The 21733-nt window shown below is 70.4% G+C and carries 20 protein-coding genes and 1 other RNA gene; 4 read left to right on the top strand and 17 right to left on the bottom strand.

Annotation, left to right across the window (positions count from 1 at the left end; all coding sequences use genetic code 11):
- Nucleotides 1-10: 10 nt before the first annotated feature.
- Both AB0B50_RS34760 and AB0B50_RS34755 read right to left on the bottom strand, forming a co-directional pair.
- The gene (locus tag AB0B50_RS34760) at nucleotides 11-1354 is read right to left on the bottom strand and encodes a nitrate/nitrite transporter (RefSeq protein ID WP_362339815.1); all 1344 of its coding nucleotides are present in this window, start codon (nucleotides 1352-1354) and stop codon (nucleotides 11-13) included.
- Nucleotides 1355-1519: 165 nt separating this feature from the next.
- On the bottom strand, nucleotides 1520-2167 hold the full coding sequence (locus AB0B50_RS34755; protein ID WP_362339814.1) for a MarR family transcriptional regulator: 648 nt from the start codon (nucleotides 2165-2167) through the stop codon (nucleotides 1520-1522).
- A gap of 129 nt (nucleotides 2168-2296) precedes the next feature.
- Here AB0B50_RS34755 and AB0B50_RS34750 point away from each other — a divergent pair, with 129 nt between their 5' ends.
- The gene (locus AB0B50_RS34750) at nucleotides 2297-3253 is read left to right on the top strand and encodes an EamA family transporter (RefSeq protein WP_362339813.1); all 957 of its coding nucleotides are present in this window, start codon (nucleotides 2297-2299) and stop codon (nucleotides 3251-3253) included.
- Between the two features lie 66 nt (nucleotides 3254-3319).
- A complete protein-coding gene (locus AB0B50_RS34745) occupies nucleotides 3320-3964 on the top strand; it encodes an NAD(P)H-binding protein (protein WP_362339812.1) in 645 nt (214 codons plus the stop codon).
- An 86-nt stretch (nucleotides 3965-4050) separates the two neighbouring features.
- Here AB0B50_RS34745 and AB0B50_RS34740 read toward each other — a convergent pair whose 3' ends face one another.
- The 5 genes from AB0B50_RS34740 to AB0B50_RS34720 form a co-directional block, all read right to left on the bottom strand.
- Nucleotides 4051-4650, bottom strand: a complete 600-nt coding sequence (locus AB0B50_RS34740; protein WP_362339811.1) for a hypothetical protein — start codon at nucleotides 4648-4650, stop codon at nucleotides 4051-4053.
- 398 nt (nucleotides 4651-5048) lie between these two features.
- A complete protein-coding gene (locus AB0B50_RS34735; protein ID WP_362339918.1) occupies nucleotides 5049-6236 on the bottom strand; it encodes an acyltransferase in 1188 nt (395 codons plus the stop codon).
- A 47-nt stretch (nucleotides 6237-6283) separates the two neighbouring features.
- A complete protein-coding gene (locus AB0B50_RS34730) occupies nucleotides 6284-8359 on the bottom strand; it encodes a glycosyltransferase (protein WP_362339917.1) in 2076 nt (691 codons plus the stop codon).
- 233 nt (nucleotides 8360-8592) lie between these two features.
- A complete protein-coding gene (locus AB0B50_RS34725) occupies nucleotides 8593-9345 on the bottom strand; it encodes a hypothetical protein (RefSeq protein WP_362339810.1) in 753 nt (250 codons plus the stop codon).
- A 231-nt stretch (nucleotides 9346-9576) separates the two neighbouring features.
- Entirely contained in the window at nucleotides 9577-10584 is a 1008-nt protein-coding gene (locus AB0B50_RS34720; protein ID WP_362339809.1) for a LysR family transcriptional regulator, read from the bottom strand.
- An 84-nt stretch (nucleotides 10585-10668) separates the two neighbouring features.
- On the opposite strand from AB0B50_RS34720, the gene AB0B50_RS34715 reads away from it, so the two are divergent.
- The gene (locus AB0B50_RS34715) at nucleotides 10669-12009 is read left to right on the top strand and encodes an MFS transporter (RefSeq protein WP_362339808.1); all 1341 of its coding nucleotides are present in this window, start codon (nucleotides 10669-10671) and stop codon (nucleotides 12007-12009) included.
- Here the strand turns inward: AB0B50_RS34715 and dacB are convergent.
- The 8 genes from dacB to ftsE form a co-directional block, all read right to left on the bottom strand.
- On the bottom strand, nucleotides 11930-13492 hold the full coding sequence (gene dacB / locus AB0B50_RS34710; protein WP_362339807.1) for a D-alanyl-D-alanine carboxypeptidase/D-alanyl-D-alanine-endopeptidase: 1563 nt from the start codon (nucleotides 13490-13492) through the stop codon (nucleotides 11930-11932). The two genes, AB0B50_RS34715 and dacB, sit on opposite strands and share 80 nt — an antisense overlap.
- A 222-nt stretch (nucleotides 13493-13714) precedes the next feature.
- Nucleotides 13715-14563 carry a collagen-like protein gene (locus AB0B50_RS34705; protein ID WP_362339806.1) on the bottom strand — a complete coding sequence of 283 codons (849 nt, stop codon included), beginning with the start codon at nucleotides 14561-14563 and terminating at the stop codon, nucleotides 13715-13717.
- Complete coding sequence (locus AB0B50_RS34700) at nucleotides 14560-14784, bottom strand: hypothetical protein (protein ID WP_362339805.1); 225 nt, start codon at nucleotides 14782-14784, stop codon at nucleotides 14560-14562. The genes AB0B50_RS34705 and AB0B50_RS34700 overlap by 4 nt, the downstream gene beginning before the upstream one ends.
- Nucleotides 14785-15013: 229 nt before the next feature.
- Nucleotides 15014-15383, bottom strand: a transfer-messenger RNA (tmRNA) gene (gene ssrA / locus AB0B50_RS34695).
- 134 nt (nucleotides 15384-15517) lie between these two features.
- Complete coding sequence (smpB, locus tag AB0B50_RS34690) at nucleotides 15518-16039, bottom strand: SsrA-binding protein SmpB (RefSeq protein ID WP_362339804.1); 522 nt, start codon at nucleotides 16037-16039, stop codon at nucleotides 15518-15520.
- An 18-nt stretch (nucleotides 16040-16057) separates the two neighbouring features.
- Nucleotides 16058-17257 (bottom strand): S41 family peptidase, encoded by a 1200-nt coding sequence (locus tag AB0B50_RS34685; protein ID WP_362339803.1) that lies wholly within the window; start codon nucleotides 17255-17257, stop codon nucleotides 16058-16060.
- Nucleotides 17258-17335: 78 nt separating this feature from the next.
- A complete protein-coding gene (gene ftsX / locus AB0B50_RS34680; protein ID WP_362339802.1) occupies nucleotides 17336-18253 on the bottom strand; it encodes a permease-like cell division protein FtsX in 918 nt (305 codons plus the stop codon).
- Nucleotides 18254-18305: 52 nt separating this feature from the next.
- A complete protein-coding gene (gene ftsE / locus AB0B50_RS34675; protein ID WP_362339801.1) occupies nucleotides 18306-18995 on the bottom strand; it encodes a cell division ATP-binding protein FtsE in 690 nt (229 codons plus the stop codon).
- A gap of 240 nt (nucleotides 18996-19235) precedes the next feature.
- On the opposite strand from ftsE, the gene AB0B50_RS34670 reads away from it, so the two are divergent.
- On the top strand, nucleotides 19236-19427 hold the full coding sequence (locus AB0B50_RS34670) for a hypothetical protein (protein WP_362339800.1): 192 nt from the start codon (nucleotides 19236-19238) through the stop codon (nucleotides 19425-19427).
- A gap of 146 nt (nucleotides 19428-19573) precedes the next feature.
- Here AB0B50_RS34670 and AB0B50_RS34665 read toward each other — a convergent pair whose 3' ends face one another.
- Together AB0B50_RS34665 and prfB are read right to left on the bottom strand one after the other, a co-directional pair.
- Nucleotides 19574-20248 (bottom strand): LPXTG cell wall anchor domain-containing protein, encoded by a 675-nt coding sequence (locus AB0B50_RS34665; RefSeq protein WP_362339799.1) that lies wholly within the window; start codon nucleotides 20246-20248, stop codon nucleotides 19574-19576.
- Nucleotides 20249-20528: 280 nt separating this feature from the next.
- Nucleotides 20529-21635 (bottom strand): peptide chain release factor 2, encoded by a 1107-nt coding sequence (gene prfB, locus AB0B50_RS34660; protein ID WP_362339798.1) that lies wholly within the window; start codon nucleotides 21633-21635, stop codon nucleotides 20529-20531.
- Nucleotides 21636-21733: the final 98 nt, after the last annotated feature.

Here is a 21733-nt window from a genome sequence, read left to right as displayed (position 1 = left end):
CCGTGTTACGTCACACCTCGGCGTAGCTGAGCTGCGGCTTCTCCTGCGGGTCCACCCCGGGAACCGTACGCGGGGCGGCCTGCCCACGAAGGTATACGGCCCAGGTCACGACGGAGCACACGGCGTAGAAGCCGAGGAAGGAGACGAACGCCCCGGTCCCCGAGCCGACCGTCTGGAAGGACTGCCGCAGCGCGAGGTTGATGCCGAGCCCGCCGAGCGCACCGACGGCCCCGATCAGCCCCATCGCGGCTCCGGACAGGCGCCGCCCGTAGGCGGCGGCCTCCTCCCCCGCCAACCCTTTCGCCTCGGCCTTCGCCTGGAAGATGCCGGGGATCATCTTGTACGTGGACCCGTTGCCGAGCCCGGTGAGCACGAACAGGGCGATGAAGGCGCAGACGAACAGCGGCAGCGACTGCCGCACGGAGGCGATCACGACGACACCGGTCGCGGCGCCCATCCCGGCGAAGTTCCACAGCGTGATGCGCGCCCCGCCGAACCGGTCGGCGAGCCGCCCGCCCACGGGCCGGATCAGCGAGCCGAGCAGCGGGCCGATGAAGGTGAGCTGGGCGGCCTCCAGCGGGGTCCGCCCGAACTGCGTCTGCAGGACGAGTCCGAAGGCGAAGCCGTAACCGATGAACGACCCGAACGTCCCCACGTACAGAAGGGACATGATCCAGGTGTGGCCGTCCCGGACGGCCAGCTTCACCGCACCCGTGTCATTGCGCACGGACGAGATGCTGTCCATGTAGCGGGCGGCGCAGACCGCGGAGACGACGATGAGGGGGATGTAGATCCCGAGCACGGCCCGCGGCCCGCCGCCCGCGCCGATGACGGCGAGCCCGACGAGCTGCACCACCGGCACCCCGATGTTGCCGCCTCCCGCGTTGAGCCCGAGGGCCCACCCCTTCTGCTTCAGCGGGAAGAAGGAGTTGATGTTGGTCATGCTGGACGCGAAGTTGCCGCCGCCGACGCCGGTGAGCAGGGCGCACAGCATGAAGGTGGAGTACGAGGTCCCCGGCTCCATGGCGACGAACGCGGCGACGGTGGGCAGCAGGAGGAGGGAGGCGGCGATGACGGTCCAGTTGCGCCCCCCGAACCGGGCGACGGCGAACGTGTAGGGCACCCGCACGACGGCCCCCACGAGCGTCGCCATCGACACCAGGAAGAACTTCCCTGCCGCGTCGATCCCGTACTCGGGCCCCATGAACAGGACCATCACCGACCACAGGCTCCAGACCGAGAACCCGATGTGCTCGGAGAGCACGGAGAACACCAGATTCCGCCGGGCGACCCGCTCCCCTCCCTCCTCCTTCCAGAACCTCTCGTCCTCCGGGTCCCACCGCTCGATCCACATCACATGCCTCCACGGAGTAGTCGCCGTGCAACGGCCGACGCTCCAGAAGGTAGGGAGACCGCATTTCAGCCCTGTGGCCCACGGTGACCGCCGGGGAACGTTGCTCTCACTCGGGGCCGAGCGGGGTGGTGAGGAGGTGCGGGGGCGGATGTGAGGCGGGCGACCTCACCCCAGACGTGTGTCCCCCAGCGACACCAGCAGCGCGCGCAGCGCCTTGTCGACGGCGGCGCGGTCCTGCGGGGTCAGGGCCGACAGCATGCGTTCCTCGTTGGCGATGTGCTCGACGACCACGCGGTCGACCAGGTCGAGGCCGGCCTCCGTGAGGCAGACGCGGATGGCCCGGCGGTCGGTGGGGTCGGGGCGGCGTTCGATCAGACCCTTGCGCTCCAGCTTGTCGAGGCGGTTGGTGATGGCGCCCGAGGTCACCATGGCGGACTTGAGGAGGCCGCCCGCGGTCAGTTCGTGCGGGGCGCCGACCCGGCGCAGTGTGGCGAGGACGTCGAACTCGGGGAACTCCAGGCCGAATTCGGCGAACACCCGCTTCATGCCCTTGCTCAGCAGGTGGTCCGCCCGCTTGATGCGACCGACCAGGGCCATCGCGTCCAGGTGCGTGAGGTCCAGGTCGGGGCGCTCGCGGCGCCACTGACCGCGCAGCTCGTCGATGGCATCGGTGGCACTGGTTGCGTCGATGGCGCCAGTGGTGTCGGTGGCGCCAGTGGTGTCGGCGGCATCCACGGCATGCGTGGCGCCCACCACGCACACGGCGTCCTCCGCACCCGCGCCGGACCTCTCTGCCGTCCCCTGCTCAGCCATTCCTGCACCTCTTCCCTCATGGAGCCAGATATCTCAACGTTCAGATACTTGACGTTCGCAGACCTGGGGTCCATATTTATCTCAACGTTGAGAATAACAGCGTTCAGGGGAACAGCGAGGGGAAGCGTCATGTCCGTCAGCAGGAGCACCACCACACAGCACCCGGCCGCGGCCGAGGCCCCCCGGAGCCGTCCGGCTCCCGCGCCCCGCACCTCCGCCAAGGCCGCCGCGGGCATCGCCGCCCTCGCCGCCATCGGCCCCGCGACCTGGGGCACCACCTACGTCACGACCACCGAACTCCTGCCCCCGGACCGGCCGTTGCTCGCCGCCGCGCTGCGCGCGCTGCCCGCCGGGCTCATCCTGCTCGCCCTCACCCGGCGCCTGCCGAGCGGCGACTGGTGGTGGAAGGCGGCCGTGCTCGGCATCCTCAACTTCGGCGCGTTCTTCCCGCTCCTCTTCTTCGGCGCCTACCACCTGCCCGGCGGCGTCGCCTCCACGATCAGCGCCGTCATGCCGCTGCTCGTCGCGGGCTTCGGCATCGGCGTCCTGAAGGTCCGGCCCACCCGCCGTACGCTGCTCGCGGGCCTCGTCGGAGTCGCCGGCGTCGGGCTGCTGGTCCTGCGCGGCAACGCCGCGGTCGACACCGCGGGAATCGTGGCCATGCTGGTGGCCACGACGCTGATGGCTCTCGCCGTGGTCCTCAGCAAGCGGTGGGGACGGCCGGAAGGTGTCTCCCTGCTCGCCTTCACGGGGTGGCAACTGACCGTCGGCGGCGTCGTGTTGGCCCCCGTCGCGCTCACCGCCGAGGGCCTGCCCGACCACTTCACCGGCGCCAACCTCGCCGGGTACGCCTACCTCGGCATCATCGGCACGGCCCTCGCGTACGCCCTGTGGTTCCGCGGCATCGAGCGCCTGCCCGCCTCCTCGGTCTCCTTCCTCGGCCTGACCAACCCGGTCGTCGCCACGCTCGCCGGCCTGCTGCTCCTGGGGCAGACGATGACCGCGTGGCAGGTCGGCGGCCTGGTCCTGGTGGTGGGAAGCGTCGTGCTCGGCCAGACCCGCGCACCCCGGACGCCCCGCGCCTGAGCCGAGCCCCGCCCTCCCACTGAAGCCGCCGCTCCCTCCCCAACCCACCCCCGAGGAGCAGAACCCATGCGCATCACCGTCTTCGGAGCAGCGGGAAACACGGGCAGCCGCGTCGTCGCCGAGGCCCTCTCCCGCGGCCACGAGGTCACGGCCGTGGTCCGGGGCCCCGCCCGCTTCGCCGAGCTGCACCCGGGCGCCACGCACCGCGCCGGGGACGCCGAGTCACCGGAGGACGTGGCGAAGTCGAGCGTCGGCCAGGACCTGGTCGTGAACGCCACGAGACCGGCCCCCGGCCGCGAGGACGACCACCCCGCCATCATCAGGTCCCTCCTTGCGGGCCTGGCGGGAACCGGCGTCCGCCTCCTGATCGTCGGCGGCGCGGGCAGCCTGACGGTCCCGGGCACGGCGGGCGTCCTCGCGATCGACGACCCGCGGTACGTCCCGGTGGCCTGGCGGCACATAGCGGCGGCGTCCAACGCCCAGTACGAAGCGGTCCGCACGGCGGACACGGACGTGGACTGGACCTACCTGAGCCCCGCGGCCCTCTTCGAACCGGGCGCGCGCACAGGCAAGTTCCGTATGTCGAAGGACGAACTCCTTGTGGACGCGGAAGGCAACTCGTCCATCTCGATGGAGGACTTCGCGGTGGCGCTCCTGGACGAAGCGGAAACCCCCGCCCACCACCGCAGCCGCTTCGCGGTCGGCTACTGACACCCGGCACCGCGCCACACGGCGGAGGGCGCCGCACGGCGCCCCCTCACCCGCGAGGCCACGTACGACGCCCTCCCCGAATAGGCCTACTTCGCCGCGAACTTCCAGATCACCGGGTCGGCGTCGTCCTTCTCCGCCCAGTGGACCTCCAGGGACTTCGCGCCCGCGGGGATCAGGTAGGTCTCGCAGAGGACGTGACTCTCGCCCTTCTTCCAGCCCTCCAGGTCCAGCTTGTCCTCGCAGCCCGGGGCGTCCTCGGCGGCACCGATGAGGAGGCCGCCGCGGGTGCCGTCCGCGTAGATCTCCGTGGTGTCCGGGGCGTCGGGGGTGTCCGTGAGAGGGGCGCCGCCCTTGTGGGTGTACTTCACGTGGGCGGTGGCGGCGACCAGGCCCTTGGCCCGCTTCGGGTCCGAGACCAGCTTCTTGGTCTCGGCCTCCGTGCCCACGTCGATCTTCTGGGCGGCGACTTCGTACGTGACGGTCGCGTCGCCCTCCTTCACCTTGCCCGTGGTGCTCTCGCCGGCGGCCAGCGCGGAGGGCTCCTTCGGCTTGGCCTGGGAGTTGGCGGAGTCACCCTTCGGCTTGTCCTCGGCCTTCTTGTCGTCACCGCCACCGCAGGCGGTCAGCGCGAGGGCGAGCACGGCGACGGGCGCGGCCGCGCGCAGCGCGGTCTTCCTGAAAAGCAAAGCGATCTCCTGGCAGAGGTGGACCCACCGCCCGGCGGGTGTTCGACCCTCGACGCGCGGCAGGAAGAGCCGTCAGCTTAGGAGCCGGTCACAGGGGGCGTCGAGATCGTTACGCCCCACCGACGCAGCGGCGTTGGCGAATGCAACGCCCCAAGAGCGGGGATCGCCACGCCCGCCCCGCAAGTCCGCCTTCCGTCACGGAGATTTCATTCGTTCGCTGTAGCGAATACCCGCCGCCTTGCGGTCAGCGGCAGTTGCGCCCACGCGCCGCTCAACCACCCGATTTACAACCGCATTTCAGCTCATTGCGGGTGCGTACTCGTACGTAACAGTCGCGCAACGCATTGGGCTGGTCACCGGAATCCCGGCGACCAGCCCCCTTCGCTGCTAATGATCCGTTAAGAGCGACCTCGGGCACGGGCGCGACCCGTCGCCTTCGTCCCGTTCGGCCACAGCCTCGGCCGCCGCTTCGCCGCCAGGTCCTCGACCCAGCCCACGGCCACCACCATCAGGCCGATCAACGGCCAGACCAGGACGGTCATCCACAGCATGTACGTCGTGTCCAGGGCCGAGCTCCAGCGCTCGTCCTCCATGAACGGCAGGTCGTACGCCATGTCGATGATCGGCACCGTCGCCATGATCAGGAGGTTGTGCCAGAGGTAGATCGTGACGGCCCTGTTGTTGGAGAGCGTCACCAGCTTGTCCCACTTCGCGAGCCTGCCCGGCAGCTCCTGCCACGACGGGGAGTACGTGAGCAGGATGACCACGAAGCCGAACGACCATGTCGCCTGGGCCAGTGGGATGTCATTCAAGTCCCAGCCGTCCGGGCCGAGGTGGCCCGAGGCCCACCACAGCCCGAAGGCCATGATCAGCGCCGAGACCGACACCGCGAGGTAGCGCGGGACCTGCGCAAGGAGGCCCTCCTGGTGCGCGAAGCCGAGGACCCAGCAGCTGCCGTACACCGCGAAGTCCGAGATGGCGTTGCCCGTCTCGCCGGGGATCGTGACCACGCCCGTGCCGACGACCGCGGTCAGCGCCAGCGGCGCGAACAGCGTCGCCCACGGCACCTTGCGGAACGCCCACAGCAGGAGCGGCGACGCGATGACGAACCACAGATACGCACGGATGTACCAGAGCGGGCCCGCGGCCTGCGCGGGCCAGGTGTCCTCCAGGAGTCCCGCCTTGTCGCCCAGGTGCCAGGGGAAGGGCGGCGCCCCCACCGGGAACACGTAGTTGACCATGCTCAGCAGGCCCCAGGTGTCCCCGTGGTCGGGGTCGTCCGAGACGCTCCAGCCACCGGCGAAGAGCAGGAGGAGCGCCGCCGCGCTGAAGACCCACATGGGAGGCAGGAGCCGGCGTACGCGGCCCTTGATGACGCCCCACGCCGGGCGGTTCAGCGAGCGCGCCATCAGCGAGCCGGCCAGCGCGAACATCACGCCCATGGAGGGGAACACGATCGTCAGCCACGCCCAGCCGAACAGGTGGTAAATGACGACACGGACGAGCGCGAGCGAGCGCAGCAGGTCCAAGTAGCGGTCCCTGCCGGGCTTCTCGGGAGCGGCGGCCTGGGCCACGGGGGCTTCCATCGGCGCCTGCGGCAGCGGCCGCGTCCCACCGGGTACGTAACTGTGGCTCATGCGACGGGCCTCCGATCATGGCCGCCCGTTCGCTGTCGCGGGATGGAACCGGGCGCCTCCACCACTCCCGTGCGCCGGAGCTTCTGCCAGCGAAGGCGGCCTCCGGTGAGAGCGGTGATCCAGGACTGCAGCAGCACGACGTACATCAGCTGCCGGTAGAGGATCTGCTGGAGGGGCAGCGAGATCAGGTGGGTCATGCGTTCACGGTCCAGGCGGAAGGCGTACGCCGCGCAGACCGCCTGCACGGCGAGCACGCCGAGCCAGGCGGCGATGGTCTTCTGGGTGGGGCCGAAGACCAGGCCGTAGAGAAGGAAGACGTCGATGAGGGGCGCGAGCAGCGGGGCGAGCACCATGAACAGCGACACCAGCGGGAGTCCCACACGGCCGAAGCGGCCCGAGGGCCCCTTCTCGACGGCCGCGCGGCGGTGCTTCCAGATCGCCTGCATCGTGCCGTACGACCAGCGGTAGCGCTGGGACCAGAGCTGCTGCACCGACTCCGGGGCCTCGGTCCAGGCACGGGCCTTCTCCGCGTACACGACGCGCCAGCCGTCGCGGTGCAGAGCCATGGTGATGTCGGTGTCCTCGGCGAGCGTGTCGTCGCTCATGCCGCCGACCCGCTCCAGTGCCGAGCGGCGGAAGGCACCGACCGCGCCGGGGATGGTCGGCATGCAGCGCAGCATGTCGTACATCCGGCGGTCGAGGTTGAAGCCCATCACGTACTCGATGTGCTGCCAGGCGCCGATCAGCGAGTCCCTGTTGCCGACCTTCGCGTTGCCCGCGACGGCGCCCACGCGCGGGTCGCCGAACGGCTGCACGAGTTCGCGCACGGTGGACTGCTCGAAGACCGTGTCGCCGTCCATCATCACGATGATGTCGAAACGGGCGTTGGCGATGCCCCTGTTGAGAGCGGCGGGCTTGCCCGCGTTCTGCTGGCGCACCACGCGCACGTTCGGCAGGCGCAGGCCCTCGACGATCCGCGCGGTGCCGTCCGACGACCCGTCGTCGATGACAACGACCTCGATGGGATGGTCGCTCGCCATCAGGGAACGGACCGTCGCCTCGATGCACTTGGCCTCGTTGTACGCCGGTACGAGGACGGAGACCGGCTCGGTGACCGACTGCCCCCAGCCGAAGCCGCGCCTGCGCACCCGGCGGGCGTGCACCGCCGACAGCAGCAGCATCAGGCCGAAGCGGGTGAAGACGAGCACGCCGATGACCGCGAGAGCGATCACGAGGCCGTCGGTGATGTGCTCGGACGCGCCGACCAGGAAGACCCAGGCCTTGCCCTTCCACAGCTCGACGCCGGTGACCTCCCTGTGCGCGCTGGGGGCGTCCAGGGCCTCGGTGAGGTTCCCGAACTCGTAGCCCTGCTTCCGCAGTTCGGGCAGGAAGCGGTCCAGCGCGGCGACGGTCTGGGAGCGGTCGCCGCCGGAGTCGTGCATGAGGACGATGGCACCCTCGCCGCCCTTGGGCGTGGCGCGGCGGATGATCTCCTCGACGCCGGGGCGCTTCCAGTCCTCGCTGTCGGTGTTGTTGACGACGGTGAGGTAGCCGCGGCTGCCGATGTACTTGGTCACCGGGTAGGACTTGTCGTCCATGGCGTCGGCGAAGGAGGAGTACGGCGGCCGGAAGAGCGAGGTCCTGATCCCGGCGGCGCCGGCGAGCGCGAGCTGGTTCTGCGAGAGCTCCCAGTCGATGCGGCTCGTGGACTGGTAGGAGAGGTCGGGGTGGTTGAAGGTGTGCAGGCCGACCTCGTGGCCCTCGTCGACCATGCGCTGGACGAGGTCGGGGTGGCGCGAGGCCATGGTGCCGGTGACGAAGAAGACGCCGTGCGCGTGGTGTTCCTTCAGGACGTCGAGGACCTTGGGGGTCCACTCCGGGTCCGGGCCGTCGTCGAAGGTGAGCACGAGCTTGTGGTCGGGCACGCTCAGCGTGGTCTCACGGCCGCCCCGGGTGTCGATGACCGGGCCGCCCTCCATGATCTTCCGCGGTACGTGGTCGGTGGGCGCGGGCGGCCTGACGCGGTGGTCGGCGAGGATCTCGCTGTGCACGTACCCGCGCAGCATCAGCATCGCGAGCAGCGCGACGAGCAGCAGCGAGGGCAGCAGATAGCGCAGGGGCAGCCGACGGCGCCTGGCGGCCGGCGCCTTGCCCCTGCGCCCCTTGGCGGGGCGGCCCTGTTCACGGCCCTGCGGGGCGTAGCCGTTCTGGGCGTGACCGTTCTGGGCGTAGCCGTTCTGGGCGTGACCGTTCTGGGCGTGACTGTTCCGGGGGCGGTCCGACCGGCCCCTGTTGGTACGGGAGTTCATCGCTGTGCGTCCTCCGAGGACGGCTGGGTGTCCGCGGCGGTGTGCTGGGACTGCTGGGACGCGGACTGCTGGGCGGCCGAGGAGGACTGGCCGGGGGCCGAGGTGTAGCCGACGGGGACCTCGCCGCCACCGCCCTCGCCGCCCGCGCCGCCCGCGTTGCCACCCGGTTCCGGTGACTCCGTCGCCGGGTCGGTGGGCGGGTCGGTCGGGTCCGTGGGGTCGGGGTCCGGGTCCGGGTCGTCCGTCGGGTCCGGGTCGGGGTCGGGACCGCCGCCGTCCTCCGTGGGGTCCGGGTCCGGGTCGGGGGCGGGCCTGCCGCCGTCGTCCGTGGGGTCGGGGTCGGGGGTCGTGCCCGGCTTGCCGTCCTTGTCCGCGCTGTTGGAGGGGTCGGGCCGGCCACTGCCGCCGGGCGAGGGCGTCGCGCCGGTGCTGTCCGAGGCGTCGGGCGACGGCGTCGGACCTGACGCCATGGACGGATCGGCGGGATCCGCCGTGCCGTTGGGCGTGTCCACCTTGCTCGCGGGGCGGTCGTCCTTGGGTCCCGGCATGGGCAGCCAGGGTGCGCTGGAGTTGCCGGAGAGCAGGGTGCCGACGATGACCACCGCATAGACCGCGCAGGCGATGCCGACGATCACGCCGACCCGGCGGTACATCCGGCTGCGGCGGCCCGTCTCGTCGACGAAGACCGGCCCTTCGGCCGCGCCCTCCTGGCCGGCTTCGGCGGGCAGGTCCGCCAACTGCCGCCCCACACCGTCGATCTGAACGGTGACCTCGTTCGGATCATGGGTATGTCCTGGTAGGGCATCTTCTCGCCAAGTTTCCATGCGTACGCACAACCCCCACGTCACTGACTCGGGTGCGCGCACGACTCCGGGCACTTGCCGTCCGGACCGGGCCCCCACCCGATCCGAGCGCTCCCCCTATCACACTGCGCCCAGGACCTGAATGTAGCGCACCGGAGTGACAGGCGTAGTTATCAGTCAGTTCTGACTCATCATGATGAGTGCATCCTTGGCCGGAACCCATCCGTTCGAGGGTTTCCGGAGCCACCCTTCCTCCGCGGCGAGTTCCGCCGCCGCCTCCCGCAAAGCGGTAACTCCCGGGTGAATCAGACCTTTTCGCCACACCAGCGACACAGGCGACAGCGGCACCGGATCCACCAGCGGTCGCAGCTCCGCCCCGGGCATGGCCGGAAAGCCCACCACGACGAGGGCCGGATTCCGCTTCTTGGCCATGAGCCGCCCGAACTCCTCGGCACCCACGGCCAGCGGCGCGGGCGGCGCGACCTCGATGCCGCGCCCCTCGAAGAGCCGGTGCGCGAGGTCGGTCCACTCCAGCGTCCGGGGGTTGCCCGCGCCCGCGTAGACGGTCTCCCCCGCGAGCGCGTCCAGCGGCACCGCGTCGAGCTCGGTCAGCGGATGGCCCGACGGCAGCAGGACCGCCATCGGCTCGTACCGCACGGGCTGTTGGGCGAGCCGCGCCCGCACGGCCGGGTCGAGCCCGGCGTACCGCCCGAAGGAGACGTCGAGCCGCCCGGCGGTCATCTCGGCGGCGGCACCGGTGAGTCCGCTCTCGAAACGGGCCATCAGCTCGCATTCCGGAGCGAGTTCACGGGCCCGTTCCAGTACGCGGCCGAAGAAGAGCCCCGGGCTGTTCAGGTCGACGAGCAGCGGCCGCGCGGCACCCGTGAAGGCGGCGACCAGGTCGTCCTGCGCCTCCAGGGCCCGCCGCGCGTACGGCACGAGCCGCTCGCCGTCGGCGGTGAGCGTGACCTGCCGTGTCGTACGGGAGAAGAGCTCGACGCCCAACTCCCGCTCCAGGCGCCGGACATCACGGCTCAGCGCCTGCTGCGCCACGTACATCCGGGCGGCGGCCCTGGTGAAGTGCAGCTCCTCGGCGACCGCGAGGAAGGCGCGCAGCAGCCGGGGGTCCACATGGCGGGCCGGGGCGGATGCCGGTGCGGGGCGCGTGCCTTGCTCTGCGGTCACCGCAGGAACCTACAACGCGGGTGCGTGAATCGGCACCCAGAAGGTGTTGGACCCCGCCCCACGGCCCCGGTGAGGCTGAGGGCCATGCCCAGCGACAGACCCCGGACCCCACCCCGCACCACGCCTCACCTCACGCCCCGCACCGCACCCCGCACCACGCCTCACCTCACGCCCCGCACCCCACCCCGCAACCCCTACGCCCGCCTCTTCGCGATACCCGGCGCCACCGCCTTCACGGTCGGCAACCTCATCGCCCGCCTCCCCATGGGCATGTTCAGCGTGAGCGCCGTCATCATGATCTCCGGGGCCCGCGGTTCGTACGCCCTGGCCGGCGCCGTCACCGCGACCGGCCTCGCGGCGACCGCCGTCGTGGCGCCCTGGACGGCGCGGCTCGTCGACCGGCACGGCCAGGCGCGCGTCGCCGTCCCCGCCACCGTGTTCGCCGCGCTCGGCTCGCTCTCGCTGCTGCTGTGCGTGCGCTACGGCGCGCCCGACTGGACCCTCTTCGCCTCGTACGCCGCCACGGCCACGACCCCGAACACGGGCGGCATGTCCCGGGCCCGCTGGGCACACCTCCTCAAGGGCGACCAGCAGGCCGTGCACACCGCCAACTCCTTCGAGCAGGCCGCCGACGAGCTCTGCTTCATGCTCGGCCCCGTCCTCGCGGCCTTCCTCTGCGGCGCGCTCTTCCCCCAGGCGGGCACGCTGACCGGCGTGGTCCTGCTGGTGACCGGCGTCCTCGTCTTCGCCGCCCAGCGTGCGACGGAACCCCCGCCCCAGGGACGTACGCACACATCCTCCGAAGCCCGATCGCCCCTCCGCGCGCGGGGGATGCCCGCGCTGCTGATCACGTTCCTGGCCACCGGCGCCGTCTTCGGGTCCCTCGAAGTCGTCACGATCGCGTTCGCCGACGGGCAGGGCCACAAGGCCGCCGCGGGTGTGATCCTCGCCCTCCAGGCGGCGGGCTCCTGCGCGGCGGGTCTGGCCTACGGAGCGGCGAAACCGCGCGGGCCCCTCGTCCGCCGCCACCTCCTGTGCGTCGCCGCGATGGCGGCCCTGATGACGCTGCCGCTGCTCGCGGTGACGGTCACCGGATCGCTGATCGCCCTCTCCGGAGCGCTGCTCGTCGCGGGGATGGCGACGGCGCCGACCATGGTCACCGGCATGACGCTCATCCAGGACCGCACCCCCGAGGGGCGGCTGAACGAAGGCATGACCCTCGCCGTGACCGGCCTCCTCGGGGGCATCGCGTGCGGCGCCGCGGGCGGCGGCTGGGCGGTGGAGCGCCTGGGCCCCGCCGCGGGCTACTGGGTGCCGGTCGCCGCCGCCTGCTGCGCCCTGCTGCTCAGCAGCGCGCAGGCTTGCGCCACGAGCACTCCAGCTCGCCGCCGTCCCGCTCGGCCCCGCGCGTCGAACGGGGCTTGACCAGTACGGCCTCGTCCTTCGTCGAGGAGGCGAGGGTCACCACGATCGCGTCCTCCAGCGCCTTCACCGACGAGGGCATGTAGTTGTTCAGGATGATGCTGAACACCAGCTCGCGCCCGCCCTTGTCCTTGACGTATCCGGACAGCGCGGACGCTCCCGTCAACGTCCCCGTCTTGGCATGGACGTTGAGGGCCGCGGGTGTCCCGCACATCCGCGTGCGCAGCGTGCCCCCCTCGAACTTGTCGGGGGCGCAGGCCACCGGCAGGGAGGCGTACCAGTCGGCGAACCACGGCTCGCTCTTCACCGAGCGCAGCAGCTTGATGTACTGGTCGGCCGCGACGTTGTCCTTGCGCGAGAGCCCGGAGCCGTCGACCTGCCGGATTTTGCCCGGGTCGACGCCGACCGTCTTCAGGTACCCGCCGATCGCGGCGATGCCGTCGTCCCAACTCCCGGGCCGACCGGTCGCCTTGTACCCCATGGCCTTGGTCAGGGACTCGGCGTGCATGTTGTTGGACAGCTTCATGAAGGGGGTCATGAGGTCCTTGACCGGCATGGAGTCGTGCGAGGCGAGCTGCCGCGCACCCTTGGGCGTGGCGATTCCGGTCCTGGTCGGCCCGCTCACCTTCACGCCGTGCGCGGCGAGCGCGTCCCGGAAGACGGCGGCCGCGTACCCGGTGGGCTCCCAGACGGTGACCCACTCCTCGGTGGTGTCCCCGCCGACCGGCACGGTGCCGCTGACGGTGATGGTGTTCTTGCCGTGCTGCCGCTCCACGGCGATGGTGTCGTCGCCGCCCTCCGCGACGGTGGTCGCGCGCAGATCGATGTCCACGTAGTCGGTCTTCGGCGTCACGCTCACACGCGGCTTGTCCCCGGCCTTCGCGCCCGGCGCCACCTCGACGATGACCGTGCCGGTGTCGTAGTCGGTGTCGGGCGCGACGCTCAACGCGCTGATCTGCGCCGCGTAGTACGAGGACTCGTCGTCGCCGCTCCAGTAGTCGCCGATGCGCTTGGCGTCGAACCGGGTGTCATCGGCGACGAGCCGCCCGGACACCTTCCTGATCCCCGAGTCGGCGATCTTCGCGGCGAGTTGGTCGTAGTCCTTGGCGAGCGTCGTCGGATCGCCTGTGCCGCGCAGATACAGGTCTCCCCGGAGCACGGGCCCGCTCCGCTTGCCTTCGGAGAGGACGTCCGTGCCGAACCGGTGGTCGGGGCCGAGGAGTTCCATGGCCGCGGCCGAGGTGAGCAGCTTGGTGTTGGACGCGGGCATCAGACGCCCGCTGGAGCGGTGCTGGTAGAGGACGTCGCCGGAAGCGGCGTCCGCGACCACGACACTGGCCACGCCGCCCTCCATCCGGGGGTCGCCGAGGATCGTGTCGATGGCTTCGGGCAGCCCCGACCGGTCGGAGTCCGCCCCGGCCGGCGAACTGACGGAGAGGGTGGCCGCCGCGACACCGAGGACGGCGGGCCAGATCCAGTGACGCATACGGTTCGTGACGCGTGGCGCGGGCCGCGTGGGCCTCGAAGATCTCACGGGTCTGCTCATGACCCAGGAGCATCCCGGACTCCACGCCCCCACAACAGACCCCACTCCGGACACGACGGTCCCAAGGCGAACCCAAGGCGAACCCAAAGCGGCCCCGAGCGCCTCGGACGCCCGCCGTCACAGCAAGAACCCACCCGCATCCGCCCGCCGCTGGGGGGCGGATCACCCATCCGTCCCCCGGTCCTCCCGCAGCCCCGGATCAGGATGCCGCCGCCGTTGAGGCGGCAGCGCGGCCAGCAGCGTCAGGGCGGGAGCAGGGGCCGTGGGAGTTCCGCCGGTGCGGCGGCAGATCAGGGCGTCGGGGTCACCGGCCGGCTGCTGGAGGCTGTAGCCGTCGGGGCACGCGGGCCCGGGGTCGCCCGCCTCCCCCTTGGGGCCCCGCTCACCAGGAGGGCCGGCCGGGCCCGCGGGACCCGCGGCGCCGCCCCCGCCCGCCGGGCCGTCCGCACCCGCGGGGCCCGAGGGACCCTCCGGGCCCTGCGCGCCGTCCCGGCCGTCCCTGCCGTCCACCCCCGGAGGCCCCGTCGGCCCCGGCTCCCCGGACGCCCCCGCCTCACCGGGCTCGCCCGACTCACCCCGCTCCCCTTGCCGCCCGCCCTCTCCACGCGAGCCCTTCTCCCCCGGCTCCCCGTCCGAACCGTCCGAACCGTCCGAGCCATTCGAACCGTTGGAACCATCCGAGCCGTCCACACCGTCCGCCCCACGCGAACCGGGCACCCCCGCGGGCACCCGCACCCGGGCCAAGAGGTCGTCGATGGCGTCGGAGGGGTCCGGCGCGGCGGGGGTGTCGCCGTGGGACCTGACCTGCGCGCGCAGCGTACGTACGTCACGGGCAAGGGTGGACACCGCCTCGCCCCGCCGGTCCGCCTCCGCCGCGAGCCCGTCGGCACGGCGGTCACCGGCGTCGATGCGGGCCCACAGGATGGCGGCGACACCGGAGAGCGCGATCAGCACGCAGACGAGGAACACGCTGCGCCAGCGGCGGGCCAGGAGTCGCTCGAGCTGGGTCACGGCGTGCCTCCGAGCCGTTCGTTGGCGATGAGGAGCCGGGCGATCTCACTCTGGTCCTGGGTGTGCAGGGCGTTCAACTCGGCGAGTTTCGCGTCGCGTTCGGCGACCTGGCGCTCCAGGCGGTCCCGCTCGATCTGGAGCTTCTCCGTGAGGCTGGAGTAGCCGTTGACCGCGTTCTCGCCGCGTTTGCCGAGGTACGCCACCACGGCCCCGGCCAGCACCCCGAAACAGGCGAGAACGGAGCCTAAGAGAGTGACGGTGGCATCCACAGATGCAGTAACGAGTCACATGCCCCAAGGATGTGCCCGCGCCGCCCACCGACCGTGCCAACAGCCTTTCGGCATACGGAAGTTGACGGCGGAGCGCCGTGACGGGACAGGCGTGGAAACGGAACGGGCACGGAAAAAGCCCCCTGGCCTGGGGCCAGAGGGCTTCAACCTCACATGGGAATTGTGGAGATGGCGGGAATCGAACCCGCGTCCAACGGTGCAGAATCAGGGCTTCTCCGTGTGCAGTTCGCTGTGATTTTCTCGGCCCCGGTGATCTCGCGAACAAGTCTCCGACGGGCCCAGTCACTGTTTGATTTCCTCCTAGGCCCCGTGACCGGGTCTAGAAGTTTAGTTCCCTAGCTGATGCCAGGATCCGGGTCGGGAACAGCCCCGGGCTGACACTTCGCAAGTCGCTACTTAGGCAGCGAGGGCGAAGGAATCGCGCTTGGTGTTGGCGATTATTGGTTGCGACACGTGGTTAACGAGATCATTGCCGCTTCCTCGACACGCTTCCCCTGCTTCGACATCCGCTGTCGAAACCGATCATCCCCATGTTGATTTTTCAATCCGGGCCTCTCGACCCTGGGTCTTTCGACCCGGTTGCCCCTGCCGTGAGGGGCATGGCCCATCGTACGTGACCAACGCACGACGATGCCAGCGTATTCCTGGCGGCCCGCTCCCGCCGCTAGCCGATGCCCTGCCTGCGACGTGCCGCCGAGATCGCGCGGTTCGTCTCGCGGGTGTCCTGCTTCTCGCGCAGCGTCTGCCTCTTGTCGTACTCCTTCTTGCCCTTGGCCAGGGCGATCTCGACCTTGACCCGGCTGTCCTTGAAGTACAGGGAGAGGGGCACGATCGTGTGACCCGTCTCCTGGGACTTCGACTCCAGCTTGTCGATCTCGGCCCTGTGCAGCAGGAGCTTGCGCTTCCGCGTGGCCGAGTGGTTGGTCCAGGTGCCCTGCACGTACTCGGGGACGTGGATGTTGTGCAGCCACGCCTCGCCGTGGTCGATGTGCACGAAGCCGTCCACCAGGGAGGCCCTGCCCAGACGCAACGACTTGACCTCGGTGCCCATCAGCACCAGGCCGCACTCGTACGTGTCCAGGATGTGGTAGTCGTGCCGCGCCTTCTTGTTCTGCGCGATCATCTTCCGGGCGGGCGCCTTCTCGGCGGCCTTCGCGGCCTTGCGCTTTACCTTTTCCTTCGCCATAGTGCGGTCATTTTCGCACTACGAGGGGGGTCCGAGGCCAGTCAATACTTGCTCGGCCCGGGTCTCCGCCCCGTCCTCGACCTCCAGGTCCGGGGTGATGCCCCGCCCGTCGACCGCACGCCCCGAAGGGGTGCGGTAGTGGCCGACGGTCAGCTCGGCGACGGAGCCGTCGGGAAGACGGCTCGGCATCTGGACCGAGCCCTTGCCGAAGGTCCTGGAGCCCACCACGACCGCGCGGCCGCGGTCCTGCAGGGCGCCCGTGAGGAGCTCGGCCGCGCTCATCGTGCCGCCGTCGACGAGCACGACCACGGGTCTGGCCGTGTCCCCGCCCCGCTCGGCGTGCAGGGCCTTCTGCTCGCCCCGTACGTCGTACGTGGCCACGAGGCCGCCGTCCACGAAGGCGGACGCGGCGGTGACCGCCTCCGTCACCAGACCGCCCGAGTTCCCCCGCAGGTCGAGCAGGATCCCCGCGCCCTCGGGGGCCTCGCGCACCGCGGAGCGCACGGCCTCCCCGGAGCCCTTGGTGAACGCGGCGACCTTGATCAGGGCCGCGTTGCCGGCCAGGTCGGTGACCGTGACGGAGTCCGTGGAGAGATGCACCCTGTGCAGCGTCCGGCTCCACGCGCGCGTGCCGCGCTCCACGCCGAGGACCACCGGGGTGCCCGCGCGGTCGCCGCGCAGCAGGGCGAGGACCTCCGTGACGGGGCGGCCCGTGACGCGCTCGCCGTCGACGGAGCGCAGCCGGTCGCCCTTGCGGAGCCCGGCCCGGTCCGCGGGCCCGCCCTCGCGGACCTTGGATACCTCGATGCGTCCGTCGGCCGCGCGCCGTGCTCCGAGGCCGACGCCGGTGTACGCGCCGTCGAGGGCCTTCTCGAACTCCTGGTACTCCCCTTGCGAGTACACCGACCCCCAGCGGTCCCCGCTGCGGCTGACGGCGTCCTCGGCGGCCTTCTTGCCGGACTTGCCGTCGGCCATGGCCTCGGCGGCGGCGTCGGCCGCGGCTTCCTCGGCGGAGTCGGCGTCGCTCGTCGGAGGGGCCGAGGCGTCGGAACGTACCGAAGGAGAGGGGGATTTCCGGCCGTCGTCGACGGCTTCGCTCCAGGAGCCCGTGGCCGCGCCGGTGGCGAGGACGCTCGCGAAGACCAATGTCAGGGTCGCCCCGCGGCGGATGCGGCGGGGCCGGGAGAACCGGTCGGCGAACCGGTCGAGGCCTGACATGACGGTGAGTCTAGGACAACCGAGGGCGCCGTACGGCGGGTTGAACCGTACGACGCCCTGACACGCTGGGGGCTCTTGTCACACCTTCAGGTACTTGCGCAACGCGAAGAACGCCGCAAGCGCGGGCATCAGAAGGCCGATCGTGAGCACCAGGGGCAGCGTCGCGAGCACCTCGTCCCAGCCGATGAACTGGATCAGGTTCAGCTTCTCGGAGAGCGCGAGGCCGTGGTCGATGATGAAGTACCGCCCCACGAGCAGCATTCCGCAGGCGACGGCGCCGCCGATGAGGCCGGCGACGGCGGCCTCCATGATGAACGGCATCTGGATGTAGAAGCTGGACGCGCCGACGAGCCGCATGATGCCGGTCTCGCGGCGGCGGCTGAACGCCGAGACGCGCACGGTGTTGACGATCAGCATCAGCGCCACGGTCAGCATCAGCGCCATCACCGCGCGGGCCGCCCAGTTCATGCCGTTGAGCAGCTCGAAGAGGTTGTCGAGGATGCCCTTCTGGTCCTGCACGGACTGCACGCCGTCACGCCCGGAGAAGGCGGTCGCGACCACCTGGTACTTCTCCGGGTCCTTCAGCTTGATGCGGTACGACTCCTGCATCTGGTCCGGCGTGAGGGAGCTGGACAGCGGGGAGTCGCCGAACTGCTCCTTGTAGTGCTTGTACGCCTCGTCGGCCGACTCGTGCTGGACCGTGTCCACGACGGGCATCTTCTTCAGATCGCCGAGGATCAGGTCCTTCTGCTCGTTCGTGACGGCGCCCTTGGCGCACTTGGGGTCCTGCTCGGCGTCGGCCTTGTTGCACAGGAAGATCGAGACGTTGACCTTGTCGTACCAGTAGCCCTTCATGTTGTTCACCTGGTCGCTCATGAGCAGCGAACCGCCGAACAGGGCGAGCGAGAGGGCCACGGAGACGATGACCGCGAAGGTCATCGTGAGATTGCGACGGAGACCGACGCCGATCTCCGACAGGACGAACTGGGCGCGCATGGCGGCCTTTCAGTGGATCAGGTGGAACAGACAGCGGTGGGGGTACGGGTCGTCAGTGCTGGTAGCCGTACACGCCGCGCGACTGGTCGCGGACGAGACGGCCCTTCTCCAGCTCGATGACCCGCTTGCGCATCTGGTCCACGATCTGCTGGTCGTGGGTGGCCATCACCACGGTGGTGCCGGTCCGGTTGATCCGGTCGAGCAGCTTCATGATGCCGACGGAGGTCTGCGGGTCGAGGTTGCCGGTCGGCTCGTCGGCGATGAGGAGCTTGGGGCGGTTGACGAACGCGCGCGCGATGGCGACGCGTTGCTGCTCACCGCCGGAGAGCTCGCCGGGCATCCGGTCCTCCTTGCCGCCCAGGCCCACGAGATCGAGGACCTGCGGCACGGACTTGCGGATCTCGCCGCGGGACTTGCCGATGACCTCCTGCGCGAACGCGACGTTCTCGCCGACGGTCTTGTTGGGCAGGAGCCTGAAGTCCTGGAAGACGGTGCCCAGCTGGCGGCGCATGTGCGGCACCTTCCAGTTGGACAGGCGCGCGAGGTCCTTGCCCAGGACGTGCACCTGGCCGTGGCTGGTGCGCTCCTCGCGCAGGATGAGCCGCAGGAAAGTGGACTTTCCGGAGCCGGAGGAACCCACAAGGAAGACGAACTCGCCCTTCTCGATCTCGAGGGAGACGTCCCTGAGCGCGGGGCGGGTCTGCTTGGGGTAGGCCTTGGAGACGTTGTCGAATCGGATCACGGATGCACCACGGGTTGCCGGGGGTAGGTGAGCGTGACCATACGCGAAGGCGGTACACCGGCGCAGTCGGCGTCCTGAGTTGCACGGATTGTCACGGGTGACAGGGGGAACGGAACGGTCGGAAACCGTCGGGAAACGGCGGGCCGCGCCGAAATCCGCGGAAGCTGGCACAGTGGTAGGGGGAACGATTGGGTTCCCCGTAGCGTTGGGCAGGCTGAGACTGTGCGGGAGGAGAAGCGCATGACCCTGGACCGGTTGGTATGCGCGAACTGCGCAGCGCCCGTGAATGAAGGCCGCTGCCCCGTGTGCCGGGCCAATCGCGAGCGCCTGCAGCAGGAGGGGCCCTTCGCGGGGCTCAATCCCGCGGCGTTGATAGCGATGCTCGTGGTGCTGATCGCGGCGGTGGCGCTGCTGGCACACCAGACCGCGTAGAAGCGGCACACAGAGAGTCACGGCGCCGGCACGAGGGCGCCGTCGACCCGAGCGGCACAGGCGACACGGAAGGGCCCGGAGCTTCGCGAAGCTCCGGGCCCTTCTTCACGCGTACGTGGCATACGTCGCGTACGTCGTCGCCTGGATCAGGCAGCGGCGCCGCGGTTGCCGACGAGGCGCGGCAGGATGCGGAAGCCGATGCCGCCGGCGATCATCGTCGCGGCACCGATGACCAGGAAGGTGGTCTCGGCGGCGCCGGTCTCGGCGAGCTCGCCGCCCTTGTCGGTCTTGTCGCCGGCCCGCTCGACGGGCTTGGAGCCGGTGTCGGTCAGGCTGTCCTTGCCCTTGCCCTGCTCGACGGGGGTGTTGCCGCCGCCGTCGGGGTCGGTGTCGTTGCCGCCGTTGCCGCCGCCGTTGCCGTTGCCCGGGTCGGTCGGGCCGGTCGTGGGCTCGCTCGGGTCCGTCGGGTCCGTGGTCGGGTCCGTCGGGTCCGTGGGCTCCTCGGTGGGCTCCGTGGGCTCCTCGGTGGGCTCGGTCGGCTCCTCCGTGGGCTCGGTGGGCTCCTCGGTCGGCTCCGTCGGCTCCTCGGTGGGCTCCGTCGGGATCTCCGTGGGCTCCTCGGTGGGCTCGTCCTCGTCCTCGCCCAGGCCGACGTCCACACCGACACCGGACTCGTCGGCGTGCGCGTCGGCGCTCACGCCACCGAGGTCGACGCCGACGTCGAGCGCCGAGGCGGCACCCGCGGCGGTCAGCGAGGCACCGGCGGCGATCACCGCACCGGCGGCTATGCGCGCGATACGGATCCGCGTCTTCTTGGTCATCTGGCTGCTACCCCCAGTAGCTGAATCGTCAGTGAGGCAGCGTCCGGGGCGGCGACCACTGGGGACGATCGATCGGCCCCCACAGATCCCACGCGCCCCAGAAATACGCATGCCGCGCGCCAGCCTTTCCACTTTTCACAGCAGCGTCAAGGTCGTTGCGGGCGCGATGTCCGATATAGGGGCAGTTGACCGTCGTACGGAGATGTGACTGTGACGTAAAAGGCAACTGCCGCCTCTGGGGCGGCAGTTGCCTTGTCGATAAAGCCGCTCCGGGCGGTTTCTACTTCTCCTGCTGCTTGCGCCAGCGAATTCCGGCTTCCAGGAATCCGTCGATCTCGCCGTTGAAGACGGACTCCGGATTGCCGACCTCGAACTCCGTCCGCAGGTCCTTCACCATTTGGTACGGGTGCAGGACGTACGAACGCATCTGGTTGCCCCAGGAGTTTCCGCCGTCGCCCTTGAGGGCGTTCATCTTCTCCTGCTCCTCCTGGCGGCGGCGCTCGAGGAGCTTGGCCTGGAGGACGTTCATCGCGGTCGCCTTGTTCTGGATCTGCGAGCGCTCGTTCTGACAGGAGACGACGATGCCGGTCGGGAGGTGGGTCAGGCGGACCGCGGAGTCGGTCGTGTTGACGCCCTGGCCGCCGGGGCCCGAGGAGCGGTACACATCGACGCGCAGCTCGCTCTCGTCGATCTCGATGTGGTCGGTCTGCTCGACGACCGGGAGGATCTCGACACCCGCGAAGGAGGTCTGGCGGCGGCCCTGGTTGTCGAAGGGCGAGATGCGCACGAGGCGGTGGGTGCCCTGCTCGACCGAGAGCGTTCCGTAGGCGTACGGGGCCTGGACGGCGAAGGTGGTCGACTTGATGCCGGCCTCTTCCGCGTACGAGGTCTCGTAGAGCTCCGTCTTGTAGCCGTGGCGCTCGGCCCAGCGCAGGTACATGCGCTGGAGCTTCTCGGCGAAGTCGGAGGCGTCGACGCCACCGGCCTCCGCGCGGATGGTGACGACGGCCTCACGGGAGTCGTACTCACCGGAAAGGAGGGTGCGGACTTCCATCTCGTCCAGCGCCTTCTTGACGGACTCGAGCTCGGACTCGGCCTCGGCGCGGGTGTCCGGGTCGTCCTCCTCCTCGGCCATCTCGAAGAGAACGCCGAGGTCGTCGATGCGACCGCGGAGCGCCTCGGCCTTGCGCACCTCCGCCTGGAGGTGGCTCAGCTTGCTGGTGATCTTCTGTGCCGCTTCCGGGTCGTCCCACAGGGACGGCGCGGCCGCCTGCTCCTCGAGCACGGCGATATCGGCCCTCATCTTGTCGAGGTCCAGGACGGCCTCGATCGACTCCATGGTCGAGGAGAGGGACTTGAGCTCTTCGGATACATCGACGACTGCCACGACTCCAGCCTAACGGCTACGGCAAGCGGTCTTTTCCGGACGGGGTTCCCTGCGGGGCCCTGTGGGGCTCTGTGGGGCCCTGTGGGGCCCTGTGGAGC

This window comes from Streptomyces sp. NPDC041068 (genome assembly GCF_040647455.1).
Lineage (GTDB): Bacteria > Actinomycetota > Actinomycetes > Streptomycetales > Streptomycetaceae > Streptomyces.
The sequence above is the reverse complement of the archived record's forward strand: the minus strand, read 5'-3'. Positions and strand labels throughout refer to the sequence as shown.

Bases quoted from the DNA above. Each gene is read 5' to 3' on its own strand.
- AB0B50_RS34730 (WP_362339917.1), bottom strand. From the start codon at position 8,359: ATGCTGATGCTGCGCGGGTACGTGCACAGCGAGATCCTCGCCGACCAC.
- AB0B50_RS34685 (WP_362339803.1), bottom strand. From the start codon at position 17,257: ATGTCAGGCCTCGACCGGTTCGCCGACCGGTTCTCCCGGCCCCGCCGC.
- AB0B50_RS34755 (WP_362339814.1), bottom strand. From the start codon at position 2,167: ATGGCTGAGCAGGGGACGGCAGAGAGGTCCGGCGCGGGTGCGGAGGAC.
- AB0B50_RS34715 (WP_362339808.1), top strand. From the start codon at position 10,669: ATGCCCAGCGACAGACCCCGGACCCCACCCCGCACCACGCCTCACCTC.
- smpB (WP_362339804.1), bottom strand. From the start codon at position 16,039: ATGGCGAAGGAAAAGGTAAAGCGCAAGGCCGCGAAGGCCGCCGAGAAG.
- ftsX (WP_362339802.1), bottom strand. From the start codon at position 18,253: ATGCGCGCCCAGTTCGTCCTGTCGGAGATCGGCGTCGGTCTCCGTCGC.
- AB0B50_RS34670 (WP_362339800.1), top strand. From the start codon at position 19,236: ATGACCCTGGACCGGTTGGTATGCGCGAACTGCGCAGCGCCCGTGAAT.
- AB0B50_RS34665 (WP_362339799.1), bottom strand. From the start codon at position 20,248: ATGACCAAGAAGACGCGGATCCGTATCGCGCGCATAGCCGCCGGTGCG.
- AB0B50_RS34745 (WP_362339812.1), top strand. From the start codon at position 3,320: ATGCGCATCACCGTCTTCGGAGCAGCGGGAAACACGGGCAGCCGCGTC.
- AB0B50_RS34760 (WP_362339815.1), bottom strand. From the start codon at position 1,354: ATGTGGATCGAGCGGTGGGACCCGGAGGACGAGAGGTTCTGGAAGGAG.
- AB0B50_RS34735 (WP_362339918.1), bottom strand. From the start codon at position 6,236: ATGGAAGCCCCCGTGGCCCAGGCCGCCGCTCCCGAGAAGCCCGGCAGG.
- dacB (WP_362339807.1), bottom strand. From the start codon at position 13,492: ATGCGTCACTGGATCTGGCCCGCCGTCCTCGGTGTCGCGGCGGCCACC.
- AB0B50_RS34750 (WP_362339813.1), top strand. From the start codon at position 2,297: ATGTCCGTCAGCAGGAGCACCACCACACAGCACCCGGCCGCGGCCGAG.